The organism is Streptomyces sp. NPDC047081, from assembly GCF_040643775.1.
GTDB lineage: Bacteria > Actinomycetota > Actinomycetes > Streptomycetales > Streptomycetaceae > Streptomyces.
On the sequence record NZ_JBEYUY010000008.1, the window covers coordinates 277645 to 297068 of the forward strand.

Genomic DNA, 19424 nt, shown 5'->3' on the forward strand with positions numbered 1-19424 from the left:
CGCGGGCCTCGTCGTACGTACTGCGGCTGTGTCAGCCGCTCTTGCCGGCCTTCTTCTCCTCGGCGTCCTGGATGACGGCCTCGGCGACCTGCTGCATGGACATCCGGCGGTCCATGGAGGTCTTCTGGATCCAGCGGAAGGCGGCGGGCTCGGTGAGCCCGTACTCGGTCTGGAGGATGGACTTGGCCCGGTCGACGAGCTTGCGCGTCTCCAGCCGAAGCGTCAGGTCGGCGACCTCCTTCTCCAGCTCCTTGAGCTCGGTGAAGCGGGAGACGGCCATCTCGATGGCGGGCACGACGTCACTCTTGCTGAAGGGCTTCACGAGGTAGGCCATGGCGCCGGCGTCGCGGGCGCGCTCGACGAGATCGCGCTGCGAGAAGGCGGTCAGCATCAGAACGGGAGCGATCCGCTCCTCGGCGATCTTCTCGGCGGCGGAGATGCCGTCCAGCTTGGGCATCTTCACGTCGAGGATCACAAGATCCGGCCGGTGCTCACGGGCGAGCTCGATGGCCTGCTCGCCGTCACCGGCCTCACCGACGACGCTGTAGCCCTCTTCCTCCAGCATCTCTTTGAGGTCGAGCCGGATCAGGGCCTCGTCCTCGGCGATGACGACACGGGTCGTCAGCGGAGGCACGTGCGACTTGTCGTCGTCGGGCGCGTCTACGGGCTGGGGCGACTCGGGGGCGGTCACGGGGGCTCCTTGTTCAGCGCAGGGGTGCTGCTGACAAGAGCGTACCTAGCTGCGGTAAGGTGGGGGCACGGCGGGTGACCGCCAACCTTTATTTTGCAGGGAGCCCCGGTAGCCCAGCGGTAGAGGCAATGGTCTCAAACACCATCCAGCGTCGGTTCGAATCCGACCCGGGGTACTTTTCCTCCAATTCCAAGGTCGCCTCCATAAGAGGGTCGGCCCCTGACCCAATCCTGTTGACCGCCCTCGGCACGCGGTGCTGAAGTCGGCGCGTGGACAGCATCCCCGCCAACCGGCGGCTCTGGAACCGGATCAGCGGCGCCTACCAGCGCGAGCACGACCCGCAGATCGGTGCCGCGCCCCGGCTGTGGGGCATGTACTCCATCCCCGACGTGCACCTGGGCGCCCTGGGCGACGTCACCGGCAAGCGCGTCCTCGAACTCGGCTGTGGTGCCGGCCAGTGGTCCAGGGTGCTCGCCGCCGAGGGCGCCGCCGTGGTCGGGCTCGACCTGTCCGAAGCCCAACTCGGCGCAGCCGCCCGCGCGATGGGAGCAACCCGCTACCCGCTGGTGCAGGGCGCCGCCGAACACCTCCCCTTCGCCGCGGACAGCTTCGACCTGGTGTTCTGCGACTTCGGCGGGCTCAGCTGGGCGCCCCCGCACCTGGCCGTCCCGCAGGCCGCACGCGTCCTGCGCCGCGGCGGGCGGCTGGTGTTCAACGTCGCCAGCCCATGGTTCGAAGCCTGCTACGACGAAGCCGCCGCCCGCGTGACCACGACGCTCCAACAGGACTACTTCGGGCTGGACACCGTCGCCGAAGGCGACGGCGCGACCAGCTATCAGCTCACCTACGGCGACTGGGTCAGGGTCCTGCGCGGCGCGGGCCTCGTCATCGACGACCTCATCGAGCCGCGGCCCGACCCCGGAACACCCAACGGCTACAACGAGACCGACCCACCCGACTGGGCCCACCGCTGGCCGGCGGAACTCCTCTGGGTGACCCACAAACCGTGAGCTCGGCGCCCTACTTCGGGCTGTCGTCCTCCCCGATGTGGTGCACCCGCACCATGTTCGTCGAGCCCGACACCCCCGGCGGGGAGCCCGCGGTGATCACCACCACGTCGCCCTTCTCGCAGCGGCCGTACTTCAGCAGCAGCTCGTCCACCTGGTCGACCATCGCGTCCGTGGAGTCCACATGCGGGCCCAGGAACGTCTCCGCGCCCCACGTCAGGCTGAGTTGGGAGCGGGTTGCCGGGTCCGGGGTGAAGGCCAGGAGGGGGATCGGGGAGCGGTAGCGGGAGAGGCGGCGGGCCGTGTCGCCGGACTGGGTGAAGGCGACCAGGAACTTCGCGCCGAGGAAGTCGCCCATCTCGGCCGCCGCTCGGGCCACCGCGCCGCCCTGGGTGCGGGGCTTGTTGCGTTCGGTCAGCGGCGGAAGGCCCTTCGCGAGGATGTCCTCCTCGGCCGCTTCCACGATCTTCGCCATCGTGCGCACCGTCTCGACCGGGTACTTGCCGACGCTCGTCTCCCCGGACAGCATCACCGCGTCCGTCCCGTCGATGACCGCGTTGGCCACGTCCGAGGCCTCCGCGCGCGTCGGGCGGGAGTTCTCGATCATCGAGTCGAGCATCTGGGTCGCGACGATCACCGGCTTGGCGTTCCGCTTCGCCAGCTTGATCGCCCGCTTCTGGACGATCGGGACGGCTTCGAGGGGCATTTCCACGCCCAGGTCACCACGCGCGACCATGATCCCGTCGAAGGCCGCCACGATGTCGTCGATCGCCTCGACCGCCTGGGGCTTCTCGACCTTGGCGATCACGGGGAGGCGCCGGTGCTCCTCGTCCATGATCCGGTGGACGTCCTCGATGTCACGGCCGCTGCGGACGAAGGAGAGCGCGATGACGTCGAAGCCGGTGCGCAGCGCCCAGCGCAGGTCCGCCTCGTCCTTGTCCGAGAGCGCGGGAACCGAGACCGCGACGCCGGGCAGGTTGAGGCCCTTGTGGTCGGAGACCATGCCGCCCTCGACGACCGTGGTGCGCACACGCGGCCCGTCGACCTCGGTGACCTCCAGGCACACCTTGCCGTCGTCGACGAGGATGCGCTCACCGGGCGTGACGTCGGCGGCGAGACCGGAGTACGTCGTACCGCAGGTGTGGCCGTCGCCCTCGACGCCCTCCTCCACCGTGATGGTGAAGGTGTCGCCGCGTTCAAGGAGTACGGGGCCCTCGGCGAACCGGCCGAGTCGGATCTTCGGGCCCTGAAGGTCGGCGAGCATTCCGACGCTGCGGCCGCTCTCGTCGGCGGCCTTGCGAACGCGGTGGTAACGCTCCTCGTGTTCGGCGTAACTGCCGTGGCTGAGGTTGAAGCGGGCGACGTCCATTCCGGCCTCGACCAGGGCTTTGATCTGGTCGTACGAGTCGGTGGCGGGCCCCAGAGTACAGACGATCTTTGCTCGGCGCATGCTTCGAGCCTAGGCCTTACCGACGGGTAGAGAATCGGTCGGGGATGACTACTCAACAACCTTTGCGTGAAGGGCTATTGACAAGTATTGAATTGTGCGCGGGGGTGCTCCGATGAGCATTTCTACGGCAGTGCCTACAGGGCCGGCGGCGCCATGGTGAAGCGGGCGTTGACCGCGGCGTACACGTGCTGCCGCTGGGGTTCGAGGTCGAGGGGCGCCGCGGTGTCCTCGGCGGCGGCATAGGCCATGGAGCGCATACGACCGGGGGCCTGGGGATAGGGCTGGGCGTTCTCCGCCCCGATGTCCGCGAGCTCCACGAGCGCGGCGAGTGAGGTGCCGAGGGCCTCCGCGTACTCCCGGGCCCGCTGGACCGCCTCCTTCACGGCCTGCTGCCGGGCCTGCCGGTGGGCCGGCGAGTCGGGGCGCAGGGCCCACCAGGGGCCGTCGACCCGTGTGAGCTCCAAGTCGGCGAGCCTGGTGGTGAGTTCACCGAGCGCCGTGAAGTCGGTCAGCTCGGCGGTGATGTGGACGCGGCCGTGGTAGGCGTGGACGCGCTCGCCACGGCCCTTGTCCTTCAGCTCCGGGCTGATCGAGAAGGCGCCGGTCTCCAGGCGCTCCACCGCCTCGCCGTACGACTTGACGAGGTCGAGGACGGTGGCGTTGCGGCGGGTGAGGTCGTCGAGGGCGGCTCGGCGGTCCTTGCCGCGGGAGGCGACGGTGACGCCGATACGGGCGATCTCGGGGTCGACCTCGAGGTGTGCTTCGCCGCGGACGGCGATACGGGGGGCGTCGGGCGTGCCGTACGGAACGGCGGGCTGGGAGTCGTCCGGCGAAGGCGTGGTCATACGCCCCACTCTGTCAGCTCTTGACCGACCGGAGCCCGGCGGTCGACCGCTTCGGTCATCCAATCGCAACCTGCCGGACCTGTTGCCGCCGGTCATGCGCAGGTCAGAATCTACGCGCGTCGTTGACCATTCCCCCAGGAGACCTAGACATGCCCTTGAACCGCCGGAAGTTCCTGCAGCAGTCCGCCGCGACCGGAGCGGGGGTGGCGGTGGCGAGCGCCGTCGCGGCTCCGGCGGCACAGGCGGCCGAGGCCACGGCGGCGAAGAAGCCCGCCAAGCGGTACGCGCTGACCGTCATGGGCACGACCGACCTGCACGGGCACGTCTTCAACTGGGACTACTTCAAGGACGCGGAGTACACGGACAAGGCGGGCAACGCGCAGGGCCTGTCCCGGATCTCGACGCTGGTCAACCAACTGCGCGAGGAGAAGGGCCGCTGCAACACGCTGCTCCTCGACGCGGGCGACACGATCCAGGGCACCCCGCTGACGTACTACTACGCGAAGGTCGACCCGATCACCGCCAAGGGCGGCCCGGTGCACCCGATGGCACAGGCGATGAACGCGATCGGGTACGACGCGGCGGCGCTCGGCAACCACGAGTTCAACTACGGCATCGAGACGCTGCGCAAGTTCGAGCAGCAGTGCCGCTTCCCGCTGCTCGGCGCGAACGCGGTGGACGCGAAGACGCAGAAGCCCGCGTTCCCGCCGTACTTCATCAAGAAGTTCCACGTCCCGGGGCTGCCGCCGGTCAAGGTCGCGGTGCTGGGGCTCACCAACCCGGGCATCGCGATCTGGGACAAGGCTTACGTGCAGGGGAAGTTGGAGTTCCCGGGCCTTGAGGAGCAGGCCGCGAAGTGGGTGCCGAAGCTGAAGTCGCTGGGTGCGGACGTGGTGATCGTGTCCGCGCACAGCGGTTCCTCGGGCACCTCCTCGTACGGCGACCAGCTGCCGTACGTGGAGAACTCGGCGGCGCTCGTGGCGCAGCAGGTGCCGGACATCGACGCGATCCTGGTCGGCCACGCGCACGTGGAGATCCCGGAGTTGAAGGTCACCAACACCAAGACCGGGAAGACGGTGGTGCTTTCGGAGCCGCTGGCTTACGCGGAGCGGCTGTCGGTCTTCGACGTGGAGCTGGTCTTCGCGAAGGGCCGCTGGACGGTCGAGTCGGTCTCCTCGAAGGTGCTGAACTCCAACTCGGTCGCCGACGACCCGAAGATCACCAAGCTGCTCTCGGACGAGCACGCCAAGGTCGTGGAGTACGTCAACCAGGTCGTCGGCACGGCGACCGAGACGCTGACGACGGTCGAGGCGCGGTACAAGGACGCCCCGATCATCGACCTGATCACCAAGGTCCAGGAGGACGTGGTCAAGGCGGCCCTGGCGAGCACGTCGTACGCCTCGCTGCCGGTGATCGCGCAGGCCTCGCCGTTCTCGCGGACCTCGGAGATCCCGGCCGGCAACGTGACGATCCGGGACCTCTCCAGCCTCTACGTGTACGACAACACGCTGGTCGCGAAGCTGATGACGGGCGCGCAGCTGCGGGCGTACCTGGAGTACTCGGCGGAGTACTTCGTACAGACCGCGGCGGACGCGGTGATCGACGTGGAGAAGCTGACCAACGCCAACAGCCGCCCGGACTACAACTACGACTACGTGTCCGGGCTTTCGTACGACATCGACATCGACCAGGCGGCCGGTTCGCGGATCAAGAACCTCACCTACAACGGGGCCGCGCTGGATGACGCGCAGCAGTTCGTGTTCGCGGTGAACAACTACCGCGCCAACGGCGGCGGCGCGTTCCCGCACGTGGCCTCGGCGACCGAGCTGTGGGCGGAGTCGACGGAGATCCGCACGCGGATCGCGGAGTGGGTGACCGCGAAGGGCGTACTGGACCCGAAGGACTTCGCCTCGGTGGACTGGAAGCTCACCAGGAACGGCACGCCGGTCTTCTAGAGGTCGAGCAGGGTTACGTCGACGGCGTCGGCGATGGCTTTCGCGCCGGCGTCGTTGACGTGGAGGCCGTCGCCGGCGTTGAACTCGGCGCGGATGCGGTTGGGTTGATCCGGGTCGGCCACTGCGGCGGCGATGTCGATCACGGCGTCGAAGGGGTGGTCGGGTCCGCGCAGCCAGTCGTTGACCCGGCGGCGCACGGCCTGGCCCTCGGGGCTGTCGACGCCGTCGTAGACGGTGCCCTCGTACGGGCCGAGGGTGCCGCCAATGGCGACGAGCCCGGCGGCGTGGAGGCGGTCGGCGAGGGCCGTGAGGCCGGTGACGAGGTCGTCGGCGCTCGGCCGGTCGGTCGGCGGCTCGGGGTATGACCGGGCGCCGGGCAGACCGATGTCGTTGAGGCCGATGTGGATCAGGACGTGGCTGACGCCGGGCACGGCGAGGACGTCACGGTCGAGGCGCGCCAGGAGGTGTTCGCCGTTCCCGTCGATGAGCAGCCGGTTGCCGGAGATGCCCTGGTTGACGATCCAGCCGCGGGTGAGGCGGCGGCTGAGCTGGGCCGGGAAGCTGTTGTCGGCGCCGGGCGTGGTGAAGGCGCCCTCGACCCAGGAGTCGCCGAACGCGACGGCGATGCGGGTGCCGGCCGGGGCGAGGACGTCGACACCGGTGAGGAAGTGGCCGGTCGGCAACTCCTCGGCGTCTTCGAGGAGTTCGGCGGAGAGCCGCTCGCCGGGGACGGCGTACCCGATGTCGTACGGCACCGCGGTGTAGGTGCTCGGGCCCGTGTCGCCCGGCAGGTAGAGGCTGACGGTGAGCTCCTCCCCCGCGCTCACGGGCAGCTCGACCGGGTCGCTGACGAGTTCCTCGCCGACCGGGACGGTGACGGTCTCGGCGCCGGAGAAGCGCAGCGGGGTGTCGCTGCCGGGGTCGATGCCGCTGCCCCGGGTGCGTACGGCGAGGTGGGCGCCGCCGATGCGGAGAGGCTCCTTGCCGTAGCGGTTGGAGAGGCGGACGCGCAGCGCGTCGCCGCCTCCCGCCAGGCGCAGGGACTGGCGGACGGTGCGGTCGCTGAAGCCGCGGGTCTCGAAGAGGCCGAAGTCCTCGTACGGGTTGATGACGGCGGAACGGTGGGCTGCGATCCAGGTCGTGGTCATGGCGGGCCCAACATCACCGCCGCCGGAGTTCTTCCTTCCTGGCAGTGATTCTTACCTGCCTTCGACCAGCGGGGTGAGCACCTGGGCCTGGCGGGCCTGGGGGATGCGGGGCTGTTCGTCGAGGCCGAAGGTGGTGAAGGCCGCTCGGGCGGGCAGGGGGTAAGTCTCTTTCCCGGTCAGGGAGTTGAGGATCGTAGCGCTGCGCCACGCGGCGAGGCCCAGGTCGGGGGTCCCGACGCCGTGGCTGTGGAGTTGGGCGTTCTGGACGTAGACGGAACCGGTGACGGACGGGTCGCACACGAGCCGGAACCGCTCGTCGACGCGCGGGCGTTCGCGGCTGTCGCGGCGCAGGTAGGGGTCGAGCCCGGCGAGGATGCGCTCCAGCGGGCGCTCGCGGTGGCCGGTGGCCAGGACGACCGCGTCCGTGGTGAGGCGGGAGCGGGTGTTCTGCTGGACGTGTTCCAGGTGCAGCTCGATCTTGGTGGTGGCGATACGGCCCGCCGTACGGACCCGGACGCCGGGGGTGAGGACGGCGTCGGGCCAACCGCCGTGCAGCGTACGGCGGTAGAGCTCGTCGTGGATGGCGGCGATGGTGTCGGCGTCGATGCCCTTGTGCAGCTGCCACTGCGTGCTGACGAGCCGGTCCCGCTCCCCCTCGGGCAGCGCGTGGAAGTAGCGCGTGTAGTCGGGGGTGAAGTGCTCAAGCCCGAGCTTGGAGTACTCCATCGGCGCGAAGGCGTGGGTACGGCCGATCCAGTGCAGCCCCTCGCGGCCGCCGGGGCGGGCACGCAGCAGGTCGAGGAAGATCTCGGCGCCGGACTGCCCCGAGCCGACGACGGTGACGTGCTCGGCGGCGAGCAGCGTGTCGCGGTGGGCGAGATAGTCGGTGGCGTGCACGACCGGGACGCCGGGCGCCTCGACGAGCGGCTTGAGCGGCTCGGGGACGTACGGTTCGGTGCCGACACCGAGCACGACGTTCCGCGTGTACGTCCGCCCGAGCGCCTCCGCCTCCCCGTCCGCGTCGAGCTGGGTGAAGTCGACCTCGAAGACGTCGCGTTCGGGGTTCCAGCGGACCGCGTCGACCTGGTGGCCGAAGTGCAGGCCGGGGAGGTGGTCGGTGACCCAGCGGCAGTAGGCGTCGTACTCGGCGCGCTGGATGTGGAAGCGCTCGGCGAAGTAGAAGGGGAAGAGCCGGTCGCGGGCCTTGAGGTAGTTCAGGAAGGTCCAGGGGCTGGCCGGGTCGGCAAGGGTCACCAGGTCGGCCAGGAACGGGACTTGGATGCGGGCACCCTCGATGAGCAGCCCGGGGTGCCAGTCGAAGCCGGGGCGCTGCTCGTAGAAGACGGTGTCGAGCTCGGCGAGGGGGTGGGCGAGGGCGGCGAGGGAGAGGTTGAACGGGCCGATGCCGATGCCGACCAGGTCGCGGGGTGCGTCGGGCTCGTGGGGCGGGGGTGTGGGGGTGTGGCCGGGGGGTGTGCCGGGGGTGGTGCTCATGAGGGGGTGTTTCCTTCCGCGAGTTGATCCGCGAGGTGCTCGACGGCTTTGAGGAGTGCGGTCAGGTCGTCGGGCCGGGTGTGGGGGTTGAGCAGGGTGACCTTGAGCCAGAGACGGCCGTCGAGACGGGCCCGGCCGAGGACGGCGCGGCCCTGGTGGAGGAGGGTTCGGCGTACGGCGGCCACGGTGTCATCGGTGGCGTGGGTGGGGCGGAACAGGACCGTGCTGATGACGGGGCGGGAGTGGAGCTCGAAACCGGGGCGCGCTTGCACGAGATCCGCGAACTCGCTCGCCTTTGCGCAGACTTGGTCGACCAGTGCGGCGAGTCCTGTCCGGCCGAGGGTCTTGAGGGTGACGGCGATCTTGAAGACGTCGGGGCGGCGGGTGGTGCGGAGGGAGCGGCCGAGGAGGTCGGGGAGGCCGGCCTCTGTGTCGTCGTCGGCGTTGAGGTAGTCGGCGCGGTACTGGAGGGCGGCGAGGTCGTGGGGGTTGCGGACGGCCAGGACGCCTGCGGCTACTGGTTGCCAGCCGAGTTTGTGCAGGTCGAGGGTGACGGTGGCTGCGCCGGCCAGGCCGGTGAGCTTGTGGCGGTGCCGGTCGCTGAAGAGGAGGGTTCCGCCGTAGGCCGCGTCGATGTGCAGGCGGGTGCGGTGCCTGTGCCTCCGGCAGACGGCCGCGATTTCGGGGAGGGGGTCGATGAGGCCTGCGTCGGTGGTGCCGGCTGTGGCTGCGACGAGGTGGGGGCCGGGGTGTGTGGTGAGGGCCTCTTCGAGGGTGGTGTGGTTGAGGGTGGGCAGGGTCACCGGGTCGGGCAGGCCCAGGAGCCAGGCGGCGCGTGGGAGTGAGTGGTGGGCGTTGGCTGCGCAGATCAGGCGGAGGTTGGGGCCGAGGGTTTCCCGGGCCAGGAGCAGGGCTAGTTGGTTTGATTCCGTGCCGCCCGTTGTTACCAAGCATTCGGGTGCGGGTGTGTGGGGGCTGGTCGCGCCCCGCGGCGGAGCCGCATATCGATACAGCCCCGCGCCCCTGAGGGAATCGCCGAACACCTCTCTTGCAAGTGAACGTGTCACCAGTTGCTCAAGCTCCGACGCTGCCGGGGCCTGGTCCCAGGAGTCCATCGACGGGTTCAGGGCGGACGCCGCGAGGTCTGCTGCCGTTGCCACCGCCAGGGGTGGGCAGTGGAGGTGGGCCGCGCACAAGGGGTTCGCGGGGTCGGCCGAACCTTCCGCCAGCGCTCGTACGAGGTGCCGTAGGGCCTGTGGATCGCCCTCCTCCGGGAGTACGTCGCCCACCGCGTCCCGCACTCGCGCGGCGACCGCGTCCGGGCCGCCCGCCGGCAAAGGGCCGCCGCGCGCATCGGCGCCCTCGGCCAGCGCGTCGAGCACCGTGGCCAGCAACGGGCCGAGCGCGTCGGGGCCTTCGGGGCCCGAGGCGAGGCTCGGTGTGCTCATGGGTTCCTCCCGGGCACGCGCGCTGAGGGAGTTCCAGCTTGTACGCGGATGAGCGCGCGTGCCCGAAAAGTTCAACGAGAGGAACCCGAAAGGGTGTCCCTGTGAGATCTGAGCGAGGGGTGGCGTCGGGTGGCGGGCTGCCCCCGACGCCGCCGCCGGGGAGTGCGTCCGCTAGCCCTCCCGTACCCGCAACGCCCGTGCCAGGTCGTCCAGTTGGTCCACCAGCTTGCGGCGCAGGGACGGGATCGGGTCGGCCTCGCTCAGGCAGGTCTCGCCCAGGCGGAGGGTTTCCTCGTCGACCGCGTACACCGGGAACGCCCAGCGGCCGGCCGCCTCGGCGATGGCGGGGCCGCGGCGGGCGGCGACGGCGACCGCGTCCTCGTAGTAGCGCGGCACGTACTGCCGTACCAGCTCGGTCTGTTCGGGTTGCCAGAAGCCCGCGGCGGTGGCGGTGAAGAGGTAGTTGGAGAGGTCGTCGGTGGCGAACATGGCGTCCCAGGCCCTCGCCTTGGCGTCCGCGTCGGGCAGGGCCGCGCGGCAGCGGGCCGCGCCCTCCTGGCCGGTGGCGGAGGGGTCGCGGTCGAGTTCGGCGGCGATCGCGGTCTCGTCGGTGGCGCCGAGGACGGCGAGCCGACCGAGGACGCGCCAGCGCAGCTCGGGGTCGAGTTCGGGGCCGCCGGGGACGGTGCCGTCGGCGAGCCAGGCGGCGATGGTGTCGGGCTGGGCGGCGACGTCGATGCAGTGGCGTACGGCGATGAGGCGCAGGCCGGGGTTGTCGCCGTCCTCGGTGCGGCGGATGAGGTCGCGGCAGAGGGCGGTGAGGGTGGCGAGGGCGGCGGGGCGCTCGTCCGGGGTGAGGTAGCGGGCGGCGATCTGGGCGGTGGCGAAGCCCAGGACGCCCTGGACGAGGGCCAGGTCGGTCTCGTGCGGGAGGTGGGCGCGGGCCGTGTCCAGGTAGGCGGTGGGCGGGAGTTCGCCGTCGCGGACGGCGTCCCGCAGGGCGTTCCACACGACCGCGCGGGTGAGCGGTTCGGGCAGGCCGGACAGGCTCGCGCGGACCGCTGCGAAGGACTCGTCGTCGAAGCGGACCTTGGCGTAGGTGAGGTCGCCGTCGTTCAGGAGGAGGAGGGCGGGGCGCTTGCCCAGGGGGTGCGGTTCGGACTGCGGGACGTCGAGGTCGAGGCGGGCGCGCAGGATGAGGTGGCGGCCCTCGTCGGCGACGTCCTGGTCGTAGAGGCCGACGGCGATGCGGTGCGGGCGGCTGCCGTCGTGCTCGATGCGCAGGGTGTACGTGCCTTCCTCGCCCGGGGTCACGACGGGGCGCAGGGTGTCGACGCCGGTGGTGCGCAGCCAGGCGTCGGCCCAGGCGTGCACGTCACGCTCGGTGGCGGAGGCGAGGGAGTCGATGAAGTCGGCGAGGGTGGCGTTGCCGAAGCGGTGGCGGGCGAAGTGGGTGTTGATGCCGGCCAGGAAGTCCTTCTCGCCGAGCCAGGTGACGAGTTGGCGCAGGGCGGAGGCGCCCTTGGCGTAGGAGATGCCGTCGAAGTTGAGGAGGGCGGCCGCCGTGTCGTCGACGGCCTCGGGGGCCACCGGGTGGGTGGAGGGCCGCTGGTCGGCGTCGTAGCCCCAGCCCTTGCGGACGACTCCGAAGTCGGTCCAGGTGTCCGTGAAGCGGGTGGCCTCGGTGAGGGTCTGGTAGCCCATGTACTCGGCGAAGGACTCGTTCAGCCAGATGTCGTCCCACCAGCGCAGGGTGACGAGGTCGCCGAACCACATGTGGGCCATCTCGTGGGCGATGACCATGGCGCGGGTCTGGCGCTCGGCGTCGGTGACGGCGGACCGGTAGACGAACTCGTCGCGGAAGGTGACCAGTCCGGGGTTCTCCATGGCGCCGGCGTTGAACTCCGGGACGAACGCCTGGTCGTAGGAGTCGAAGGGGTACGGCTCCTCGAACTTCTCGTGGTAGCGGTCGTAGCACTGCTTGGTGATCTCGAAGAGCTCGTCGGCGTCCGGGTCCAGGTAGGGCGCCAGCGAGCGGCGGCAGTGCAGGCCGAAGGGCAGGCCGCGGTGCTCGGTGTGTACGGAGTGCCAGGGGCCGGCGGCGACGGCGACGAGGTAGGTGGAGATCAACGGGGTGAGGGCGGCCCGCCAGCGGCCTTCGCCGAGGTGCTCGGTGACGCCGTTGGCGAGGACGGTCCACTCCTCGGGGGCCTTGACGGTCAGCTCGAAGACGGCCTTGAGGTCGGGCTGGTCGAAGGCGGCGAAGACGCGCTGGACGTCCTCCATGAACAGCTGGGTGTAGAGGTAGGTCTCGCCGTCGGTGGGGTCGGTGAAGCGGTGCATGCCCTCGCCGGTGCGGGAGTAGCGCATGCTCGCGTCGATGCGCAGCTCGTGCTCGCCGGCGGTGAGGTTCTTCAGGGGGAGGCGGTTGCCGTCGAGGGTCTCGGGGTCGAGCGGGTGTCCGTCCAGGGTGGCGGAACGCAGCTCGGCGGGCTTGAGCTCGACGAAGGTGTCCGCGTCCGTGCCGGCGGTGAAGCGGATGACGGTGCGGGAGTCGAAGGTCTCGTCGCCGGTGGTCAGGTCGAGGTCGATCGTGTAGCGGTGGACGTCGAGGAGCTTGGCACGGGTCTGCGCTTCGTCGCGCGTCAGTACGGACATGCAGGTAATGCTGCCCGATGCCACTGACAAGGCACAGAGGCGGATCGGTACGCGCCCTATGTCAGGTCCTGCTCGAGCTCCCCGTCGTGCGCCTCCGGCGTGCGCTGGACGGGCACGCGCGCGTCCGGGTGCGGCAGGGCGCCGCGCGGCACGGACTCGACGGCGTCGGCCTGGCCCTTGACCAGGGCGCGCAGTTCGCGGATCTCCTGCTCCAGGGCAAGGTGGCGGCGGTGGGCGTCGTAGAGGTAGCGGACCTTGGTGCGCAGCGCCCAGGGGTCGATGGGCTTCATGACGAGGTCGGCGACGCCGAGGCCGAAGGCGGCGGAGGTCAGTTCGTGGTCCGGGCCGAAGCCGGTGAGCAGGACAACCGGAATGTGCTGGGTCTGTTCCACCCGGCGCATGTAGCGCACCACTTCGAGGCCGCTGACGCCGGGCATGCGGACGTCGAGCAGCAGGAGGCCGACCTGTCCGCGGAGCACCTGCTTGAGCGCCTCGTCGCCGCTGGTGGCGCGGCCCAGCAGATAGCCCAGCGGTGCCAGGGCGCTCTCCAGCGCGTACAGCGTGTCCTCATGGTCGTCGACGATGAGGATCTTGGCATCCGGCATGGCCCGACGTCCCTCCCGCATGGGACAACCAGCTTACGGCCGAAGCGCTGACGCGGAGTGCTCGTCAGCTGACAAGGAGTGCACAGCGCAGCATGCCCCCTGAGGGCCCTCCTGTCACGTCCCCTGCGGGAATCACCGAGGTCAATTCGCCGTTTTTGCGGCGCCGTTCACGGTGTCCTCGGCGATGCGCTCGTGGTGGCGGATCACTTCGGCGATGATGAAATTCAGGAACTTCTCAGCGAACGCCGGGTCCAGCTTGGCGCTTTCGGCGAGGGCGCGCAGGCGCTCGATCTGCCGGGCCTCGCGGGCCGGGTCGGCGGGCGGCAGCTGGTGGACGGCCTTGAGGTGGCCGACCTGCTGGGTGGCCTTGAAGCGCTCGGCGAGCATGTGGACGACGGCCGCGTCGATGTTGTCGATGCTGTCGCGCAGCCGGGCGAGTTCCTCACGCACGGCGGGGTCGACGTCACCGGTCGCGTTGTTGCTGGTGGTCATGGGCGTCAAGCCTAAGGGGCGGGCGGTCGCTCGATCATGGGTGGATCGTCGGGGTCGGGGACCTGGTTGCTCCAGCCGCCGGGGACGGTGCGGCCCTGCTGGGCGCGGAAGCGGACGGGGGCGGTGCCGACGCGGCGGGTGAACAGGCGGGAGAAGTAGGCCGGATCGTCGTAGCCGACGCGGCGGGCGACGGCGGCGACGGGGAGTTCGGTGGCGGCGAGGAGCTCCTTCGCTCTGCCCAGGCGGATGCCGAGGAGGTAGTCCTTGGGGCTGCAGCCGGCGCCGCGGCGGACGGCGGTGCGCAGTTCGGCGGGGCTCATGTGGTTGCGGGCGGCGTGCTCGGCGACGGACAGCGGCAGGCAGGCGTCGCGGGCGAGGGCCTTGAGGACGGCGTCGCCGTCGGGCGCGAGGTCGGCCCGGGCGCGGCGCAGGGCGACGAGGAGCTCGTGCACGGCGGCACCGGTCTCCACCTCCAGGAGGGGGTTGCCGCGGCGGGCGGCGCGCGCGATGCGGCCGATGACGGCTCGCGCGCCGGCGGCGTCCGAGAGGGGCACCACGGGCCGCTCCGGCTCGATGTAGCCGAGTTCGGTGTACGTGGCGGTGGCGGGCCCGGTGAAGTCGACGAAGCCCTCGTCCCAGCCGGCGCCGGGGTCGGGCGCGTAGTGGTGCGGCACTCCGGGGGTGAGCCAGAGCAGTGCGGGTGCGGTGACGGTCGTACGGCGTCCGTCGGGGGCCAGGTACCAGCCGCCGCCCGCGCTGATGACGACGGCGACGTGGTGGTCGAGGGTGCGCGGGCCGACGGTGGGCAGCGGGCCGTACTGGAGGCCGACGCCGAGACAGACCAGGCCGAGCCGGTGGTGGGCCGGGCCGGGCGTGAAGAACCGCATCCAGGTGTGGTACATAGACGCGCCCCTCCCTGCACTGTTCCGGTCGTTTTCGTCCAAGCAGCGCCGATCTTTGTCCATGGACGGTGATCACCGCCAGGGGTGAGTCTGGAGCGTATGAGCGACTTCAGGGTGGGGGAAACGGAATTCCTGCTGGACGGGCGGCCGCTGCGGCTGCTGTCCGGCGCACTGCACTACTTCCGGGTGCACGAGGCGCACTGGGCACACCGCCTGGGGCTGCTGCGGGCGATGGGCCTCAACTGCGTGGAGACGTACGTGCCGTGGAACCTCCACGAGCCGAGGCCGGGCAGTTACGAGGACGTGGGCGCCCTCGGCCGCTTCCTGGACGCGGCCCGGGCGGCGGGTCTGTGGGCGATCGTGCGGCCGGGCCCGTACATCTGCGCGGAGTGGGAGAACGGCGGGCTGCCGCACTGGCTGACCGGCGAGCTGGGCACGCGCGCGCGTACGCGTGACGAACGCTTCCTGGCACACCTGGAGCGCTGGTTCGACGTACTGCTCCCCCAGGTCGTGGAGCGGCAGATCGACCGGGGCGGCCCGGTGCTGATGGTGCAGGCCGAGAACGAGTACGGCAGCTACGGCTCCGACGCCGAGTACCTGGGCCGGCTGGTGGAGCTGCTGCGCGCGAAGGGCGTCGCCGTCCCGCTGGTGACCTCGGACGGCCCCGAGGACCAGATGCTCTCCGGCGGTTCGATCCCCGGGGTGCTCGCCACGGTGAACTTCGGCTCCCGCGCGCGTGAGGCGTTCGAGACGCTGCGCCGGCACCGGCCCGGGGGGCCGCTGATGTGCATGGAGTTCTGGTGCGGCTGGTTCGACCACTGGGGCGCGGGGCACATCACCCGCGACGCCGAGGACGCGACGGCCTCCCTGCGCGAGATCCTGGAGTGCGGCGCCTCCGTCAACCTCTACATGGCGCACGGCGGTACGAACTTCGCCGGCTGGGCGGGCGCCAACCGGGGCGGCGGTGCGCTGCACGACGGGCCGCTGGAGCCGGACGTGACGTCCTACGACTACGACGCCCCGATCGACGAGTTCGGAAATCCGACGGACAAGTACTGGCGCTTCCGTGAGGTGCTCGCCGAGTACGCCGAGGGCCCGCTGCCCGAACCCCCGCCCGCTCCCCCGCGGCTGGCCGCGGAGGCCGACGTACACCTGACGGAGTGGGCGTCCCTGGACTCCGTACTGGAGACGCTCGGCGGTCCGGAGACGGCGGCTCCCGTACCGCCGACCTTCGAGGAGCTTGACGTGGACCGGGGGCTGGTGCGGTACGCGGTGACGGTGCCGGGTCCGCGGCAGCCGTACCCGCTGATCGCGCGCGGGCTGCGGGACCTGGCGGTGGTGTACGTCGACGGGGAGCGGGCCGGAGTGCTCGCGGAGGGCGCCGAGGAGCTGAAGGAGCCGGTCGCCGGGCACGCACGCGTGGAGCTGTGGGTGGAGTCCCTGGGGCGGGTCAACTACGGGCCGCGCAGCGGCGAGCCGAAGGGCATCACCGGGGGCCTGATGCACGAGCGGCAGTATCTGCACGGCGTACGCGCGCGTGGGCTGCGTCTGGACGCGCTCGACGACATCGGGGCCGTCGCCTTCGGACCGCTCGGCGAGGACGACGGCGCCCCGGGGCTGTACCGGGGCACCGTCACGGTCCGCGGCGCGGGCGACGCGCTGCTCGAACTCCCCGGCCGGACGCGGGGTTTCGTCTGGGTCAACGGCTTCAACCTGGGCCGTTACTGGTCGGTCGGACCCCAGCGGTCGCTGTACGTCCCCGGGCCGGTGCTGCGGGAGGGCGAGAACGAGGTGTGGCTGCTGGAACTGGAGGGCACGGACCCCGCCACTACGGCCGCCGCGCGCCTGGTGAGCGTGTGAGGCCGAGGCCTCGCCAGAGCGCTGGACGGATCTCACGCCCCGGCCGTTGAACTCGGTCGGGGCACATCCCCTCGCCTCCCCGTAGAGTGGAATCGGGTTCAGGGCGTCTTGGGGGTCGGGCGTGGCGAACGGCGGACCGGTCGAGCACGGCTACCCACACCTGGAGACGGTGCGGGCCGCCATCACCGCGCTCTACAAGCGGCTGTCGTACGACACCATCCACTCGTTCTCGGCGAGCGTGGCCCCGGCCGACGTGGCCTTCTGCGACACGGACGACCTGCATCTGGGCGCCCAGCGGGTGGCCCGCGAGCTGGTCCGGCACTACCGGCTGCCCGACGCCCGCATGATCGTCGGCTTCCGGGAGATGACCCACGCGGCGAACGTCGAGCTGGCCGCGGGGCCGGAGTACTTCGTCGAGCTGAACGACCGCTTCCGCAGCCATCGCCGCGACATCGGGGCGGCCCTCGCCCACGAGGTGATGCACGTCTATCTGCACCGCCTGGACCTCTCCTTCCCCGGCACCCGGGACAACGAGATCCTCACCGACACCGCGGCGACGTATCTGGGCGCGGGCTGGCTCCTGCTGGACGCGTTCCGCGAGGACGCGGCGTCCTCGCAGAAGCTCGGCTATCTCACCCCGGAGGAGTTCGGCTATGTCCTCGCCAAGCGCGCCCTGGTCTTCGGCGAGGACCCGTCCGTGTGGTTCACCAGCCCCCAGGCGTACGAGGCCTACACCCGCGGCATGTCCATGGCCCGCCGCGACGAGCAGCAGCCCCCGCTGACGGCGGCCGGCTGGGCGGGCCGCCGCCGCTACGCCCGCGACCGCCGCCACGCCCAGGACCACACGCCCGTCTCCCACCCGGAAACGCCGTACACCTTCACGCCCGACGGCCGGGGCCCACTGCGGGTGTCCTTCCCGTGCCCGACCTGCCACCAGCGGATCCGGGTGCCGGTGAAGGGCAGGATGCGGGCACGGTGCGGGCTGTGCCGGACGGTGCTGGAGTGCGACACGTGAGAGTGACGCCTGCCGGCGATGGAGAGGCTCTGGCACACCCCGCACTCACCATGGGCACCGCCCCCTTACGCCCCGTACACCGCCCCCGGCGTCTCCGCCTCCGCGAGCAGTTTCAGTGCCGTCTCGCCCGCCTCGGCCGGGCTCCAGCGCGCGCCCTTGTCCGCGGTCGGGCCCGGGCGCCAGCCCTCCATGACGGTGATGCGGCCGGCCTCCGCCTCGAAGACGCGGCCGGTCACGCCCGCGCTCGCGGCGGAGCCGAGCCAGACGACGAGCGGGGACACGTTCTCGGGGGCCATCGCGTCGAAGCCGGCCGCGGGCGCGGCCATCGTCTCGGCGAAGGTCCGTTCCGTCATACGGGTCCGGGCCGCGGGCGCGATCGCGTTGACCTGGACGCCGTAGCGGGCGAGCTCGGCCGCGGCGACCAGCGTCAGCCCCACGATCCCGGCCTTCGCGGCGCTGTAGTTCCCCTGTCCGAGCGAGCCCAGCAGCCCAGCCCCACTGCTGGTGTTGACGATCCGGGCGGTCGGCGCGCGCCCCGCCTTGGCTTCCGCCCGCCAGTGCGCCGCCGCGTGTTTCAGGGGCAGGAAGTGGCCCTTGAGGTGGACGCGGAGTACGGCGTCCCAGTCGGTCTCGTCGAGGTTGACGAGCATCCGGTCGCGCAGGAACCCGGCGTTGTTGACGAGCGTGTCGAGACGCCCGTACGACTCCAGCGCCGCCGCCACCAGCGAGGCCGCCCCTTCCGTCGTCGCAATGTCGCCGCCGTGCGCCACCGCCTCGCCGCCCGCCGCGCGGATCTCGTCGACCACCTGGGCGGCGGGGCTGTCCGGGCCGGGCGTGCCGTCGAGTCCGACGCCGAGGTCGTTGACCACGATCCGCGCGCCCTCCGCGGCGAACGCGAGCGCGTGTGCCCGCCCGAGCCCCCGTCCGGCGCCGGTGACCACGACGACCCGGCCCTCGCAGATTCCGCTCATCTCACGTCTCCTTGTTGGCGGTTGCCGCGTCGAGGAAGGCCGGCCGCTCCCCGCCGCCGTGCACGAGCAGGCTCGCCCCGCTGATGTAGGCGGCGGCGTCGGAGGCGAGGAAGACGGCCGCCGCGCCGATGTCGGCGGGTGTCGCGAGCCGGCCCAGCGGCACCGTGCGGGAGACCGCCTCGACGCCGTCCTCGCCGCCGTAGTGGAGATGGGCCAGCTCGGTACGGACCATGCCGACGACCAGGGTGTTGACGCGCACGTCCGGCGCCCACTCGACGGCCATCGAGCGGGCGAGGCTCTCCAGACCGGCCTTGGCCGCCCCGTACGCCGCCGAACCGGGCGAGGGGCGGCTGCCGCTGACGCTGCCGATCATCACGACGGCGCCTCGGGCACGTCTCAGGTGGTCGTACGCGGCCAGGGAAGCCGTCAGCGGGGCCAGCAGGTTCAGCTCCACGACCTTCGCGTGGCGTTCGGCGTCCGCGTCGGCCAGCCGCCGGTAGGGCCCGCCGCCCGCGTTGTTGACGAGGACGTCGAGCCGGGGCAGGGCGCCGAAGAAGGCCCGTACGGCGTCCGCGTCCCGCAGGTCGAGAGGGGCGAACTCGACGCCCTTGAGCGGCACTTCGGGCGGTCGGCGCGCACACACGAGCACCTCCGCACCGGCCTCGGCGAAGGCCCGCGCGATCCCCGCGCCGACGCCCCGCGTACCGCCGGTCACGACGACGGCCTTGCCGTCCAGCGGGCCACGCGGATCCCCTGCTCGCTGTCCACGCCGGTTGCCCCCGCCGACCTGCTTGTCTGCTGGGGGTCCGGGGGTCGCCCCCCGGGAGAACGCAGTATCCACAGGCCTTCCCGCTCCGATCCCGCGGCTGCTAGCTTCGAAGCC

The 19424-nt window shown here is 71.2% G+C and carries 16 protein-coding genes and 1 tRNA gene; 5 read left to right on the forward strand and 12 right to left on the reverse strand.

What is annotated here, in order from left to right:
* Nucleotides 1-31: 31 nt before the first annotated feature.
* Nucleotides 32-691, reverse strand: a complete 660-nt coding sequence (locus ABZ848_RS18160) for a response regulator (protein ID WP_360832593.1) — start codon at nt 689-691, stop codon at nt 32-34.
* A 102-nt stretch (nt 692-793) separates the two neighbouring features.
* On the opposite strand from ABZ848_RS18160, the gene ABZ848_RS18165 reads away from it, so the two are divergent.
* Nucleotides 794-866, forward strand: a tRNA-Leu gene (locus ABZ848_RS18165).
* A 94-nt stretch (nt 867-960) separates the two neighbouring features.
* Entirely contained in the window at nt 961-1701 is a 741-nt protein-coding gene (locus tag ABZ848_RS18170) for a class I SAM-dependent methyltransferase (RefSeq protein ID WP_360832596.1), read from the forward strand.
* Nucleotides 1702-1711: 10 nt separating this feature from the next.
* On the opposite strand, the gene pyk is transcribed toward ABZ848_RS18170, so the two are convergent.
* Together pyk and ABZ848_RS18180 are read right to left on the reverse strand one after the other, a co-directional pair.
* A complete protein-coding gene (gene pyk, locus ABZ848_RS18175; protein ID WP_360832599.1) occupies nt 1712-3148 on the reverse strand; it encodes a pyruvate kinase in 1437 nt (478 codons plus the stop codon).
* 134 nt (nt 3149-3282) lie between these two features.
* Complete coding sequence (locus tag ABZ848_RS18180; RefSeq protein ID WP_360832602.1) at nt 3283-3993, reverse strand: SIMPL domain-containing protein; 711 nt, start codon at nt 3991-3993, stop codon at nt 3283-3285.
* A 149-nt stretch (nt 3994-4142) separates the two neighbouring features.
* Between ABZ848_RS18180 and ABZ848_RS18185 the strand changes: the two genes are divergently transcribed.
* Complete coding sequence (locus tag ABZ848_RS18185; protein ID WP_360832605.1) at nt 4143-5948, forward strand: 5'-nucleotidase C-terminal domain-containing protein; 1806 nt, start codon at nt 4143-4145, stop codon at nt 5946-5948.
* On the opposite strand, the gene ABZ848_RS18190 is transcribed toward ABZ848_RS18185, so the two are convergent.
* The 7 genes from ABZ848_RS18190 to ABZ848_RS18220 all read right to left on the reverse strand — a co-directional run bounded on the left by ABZ848_RS18190 (nt 5945) and on the right by ABZ848_RS18220 (nt 14695).
* The gene (locus ABZ848_RS18190; RefSeq protein WP_360832608.1) at nt 5945-7096 is read right to left on the reverse strand and encodes a GDSL-type esterase/lipase family protein; all 1152 of its coding nucleotides are present in this window, start codon (nt 7094-7096) and stop codon (nt 5945-5947) included. The two genes, ABZ848_RS18185 and ABZ848_RS18190, sit on opposite strands and share 4 nt — an antisense overlap.
* Before the next feature lie 51 nt (nt 7097-7147).
* Entirely contained in the window at nt 7148-8590 is a 1443-nt protein-coding gene (locus ABZ848_RS18195) for a SidA/IucD/PvdA family monooxygenase (protein ID WP_360832611.1), read from the reverse strand.
* Nucleotides 8587-10038, reverse strand: a complete 1452-nt coding sequence (locus tag ABZ848_RS18200) for a pyridoxal-dependent decarboxylase (protein ID WP_360832614.1) — start codon at nt 10036-10038, stop codon at nt 8587-8589. The genes ABZ848_RS18195 and ABZ848_RS18200 overlap by 4 nt, the downstream gene beginning before the upstream one ends.
* Before the next feature lie 171 nt (nt 10039-10209).
* The gene (gene pepN, locus ABZ848_RS18205) at nt 10210-12696 is read right to left on the reverse strand and encodes an aminopeptidase N (RefSeq protein WP_360832617.1); all 2487 of its coding nucleotides are present in this window, start codon (nt 12694-12696) and stop codon (nt 10210-10212) included.
* Between the two features lie 56 nt (nt 12697-12752).
* The gene (locus tag ABZ848_RS18210; protein WP_360832620.1) at nt 12753-13301 is read right to left on the reverse strand and encodes a response regulator; all 549 of its coding nucleotides are present in this window, start codon (nt 13299-13301) and stop codon (nt 12753-12755) included.
* A gap of 141 nt (nt 13302-13442) precedes the next feature.
* Entirely contained in the window at nt 13443-13793 is a 351-nt protein-coding gene (locus ABZ848_RS18215; RefSeq protein ID WP_360832623.1) for a chorismate mutase, read from the reverse strand.
* Between the two features lie 11 nt (nt 13794-13804).
* A complete protein-coding gene (locus ABZ848_RS18220; protein WP_360832626.1) occupies nt 13805-14695 on the reverse strand; it encodes an AraC family transcriptional regulator in 891 nt (296 codons plus the stop codon).
* Between the two features lie 99 nt (nt 14696-14794).
* Between ABZ848_RS18220 and ABZ848_RS18225 the strand changes: the two genes are divergently transcribed.
* Both ABZ848_RS18225 and ABZ848_RS18230 read left to right on the forward strand, forming a co-directional pair.
* On the forward strand, nt 14795-16555 hold the full coding sequence (locus ABZ848_RS18225) for a beta-galactosidase family protein (protein WP_360832629.1): 1761 nt from the start codon (nt 14795-14797) through the stop codon (nt 16553-16555).
* A 121-nt stretch (nt 16556-16676) separates the two neighbouring features.
* Nucleotides 16677-17570 (forward strand): hypothetical protein, encoded by an 894-nt coding sequence (locus tag ABZ848_RS18230; protein ID WP_360832632.1) that lies wholly within the window; start codon nt 16677-16679, stop codon nt 17568-17570.
* Nucleotides 17571-17635: 65 nt separating this feature from the next.
* Here ABZ848_RS18230 and ABZ848_RS18235 read toward each other — a convergent pair whose 3' ends face one another.
* Nucleotides 17636-18541 (reverse strand): SDR family oxidoreductase, encoded by a 906-nt coding sequence (locus ABZ848_RS18235; protein ID WP_360832635.1) that lies wholly within the window; start codon nt 18539-18541, stop codon nt 17636-17638.
* 1 nt (nt 18542) lies between these two features.
* Nucleotides 18543-19277, reverse strand: coding sequence for an SDR family oxidoreductase (locus ABZ848_RS18240; RefSeq protein ID WP_360832894.1), 735 nt, complete (start codon nt 19275-19277; stop codon nt 18543-18545).
* Between the last annotated feature and the right edge of the window lie 147 nt (nt 19278-19424).

Bases quoted from the DNA above. Each gene is read 5' to 3' on its own strand.
- pyk (WP_360832599.1), bottom strand. From the start codon at position 3,148: ATGCGCCGAGCAAAGATCGTCTGTACTCTGGGGCCCGCCACCGACTCG.
- ABZ848_RS18215 (WP_360832623.1), bottom strand. From the start codon at position 13,793: ATGACCACCAGCAACAACGCGACCGGTGACGTCGACCCCGCCGTGCGT.
- ABZ848_RS18200 (WP_360832614.1), bottom strand. From the start codon at position 10,038: ATGAGCACACCGAGCCTCGCCTCGGGCCCCGAAGGCCCCGACGCGCTC.
- ABZ848_RS18185 (WP_360832605.1), top strand. From the start codon at position 4,143: ATGCCCTTGAACCGCCGGAAGTTCCTGCAGCAGTCCGCCGCGACCGGA.
- ABZ848_RS18220 (WP_360832626.1), bottom strand. From the start codon at position 14,695: ATGTACCACACCTGGATGCGGTTCTTCACGCCCGGCCCGGCCCACCAC.
- ABZ848_RS18210 (WP_360832620.1), bottom strand. From the start codon at position 13,301: ATGCCGGATGCCAAGATCCTCATCGTCGACGACCATGAGGACACGCTG.
- ABZ848_RS18225 (WP_360832629.1), top strand. From the start codon at position 14,795: ATGAGCGACTTCAGGGTGGGGGAAACGGAATTCCTGCTGGACGGGCGG.
- ABZ848_RS18235 (WP_360832635.1), bottom strand. From the start codon at position 18,541: ATGAGCGGAATCTGCGAGGGCCGGGTCGTCGTGGTCACCGGCGCCGGA.
- ABZ848_RS18180 (WP_360832602.1), bottom strand. From the start codon at position 3,993: ATGACCACGCCTTCGCCGGACGACTCCCAGCCCGCCGTTCCGTACGGC.
- ABZ848_RS18195 (WP_360832611.1), bottom strand. From the start codon at position 8,590: ATGAGCACCACCCCCGGCACACCCCCCGGCCACACCCCCACACCCCCG.
- ABZ848_RS18190 (WP_360832608.1), bottom strand. From the start codon at position 7,096: ATGACCACGACCTGGATCGCAGCCCACCGTTCCGCCGTCATCAACCCG.
- pepN (WP_360832617.1), bottom strand. From the start codon at position 12,696: ATGTCCGTACTGACGCGCGACGAAGCGCAGACCCGTGCCAAGCTCCTC.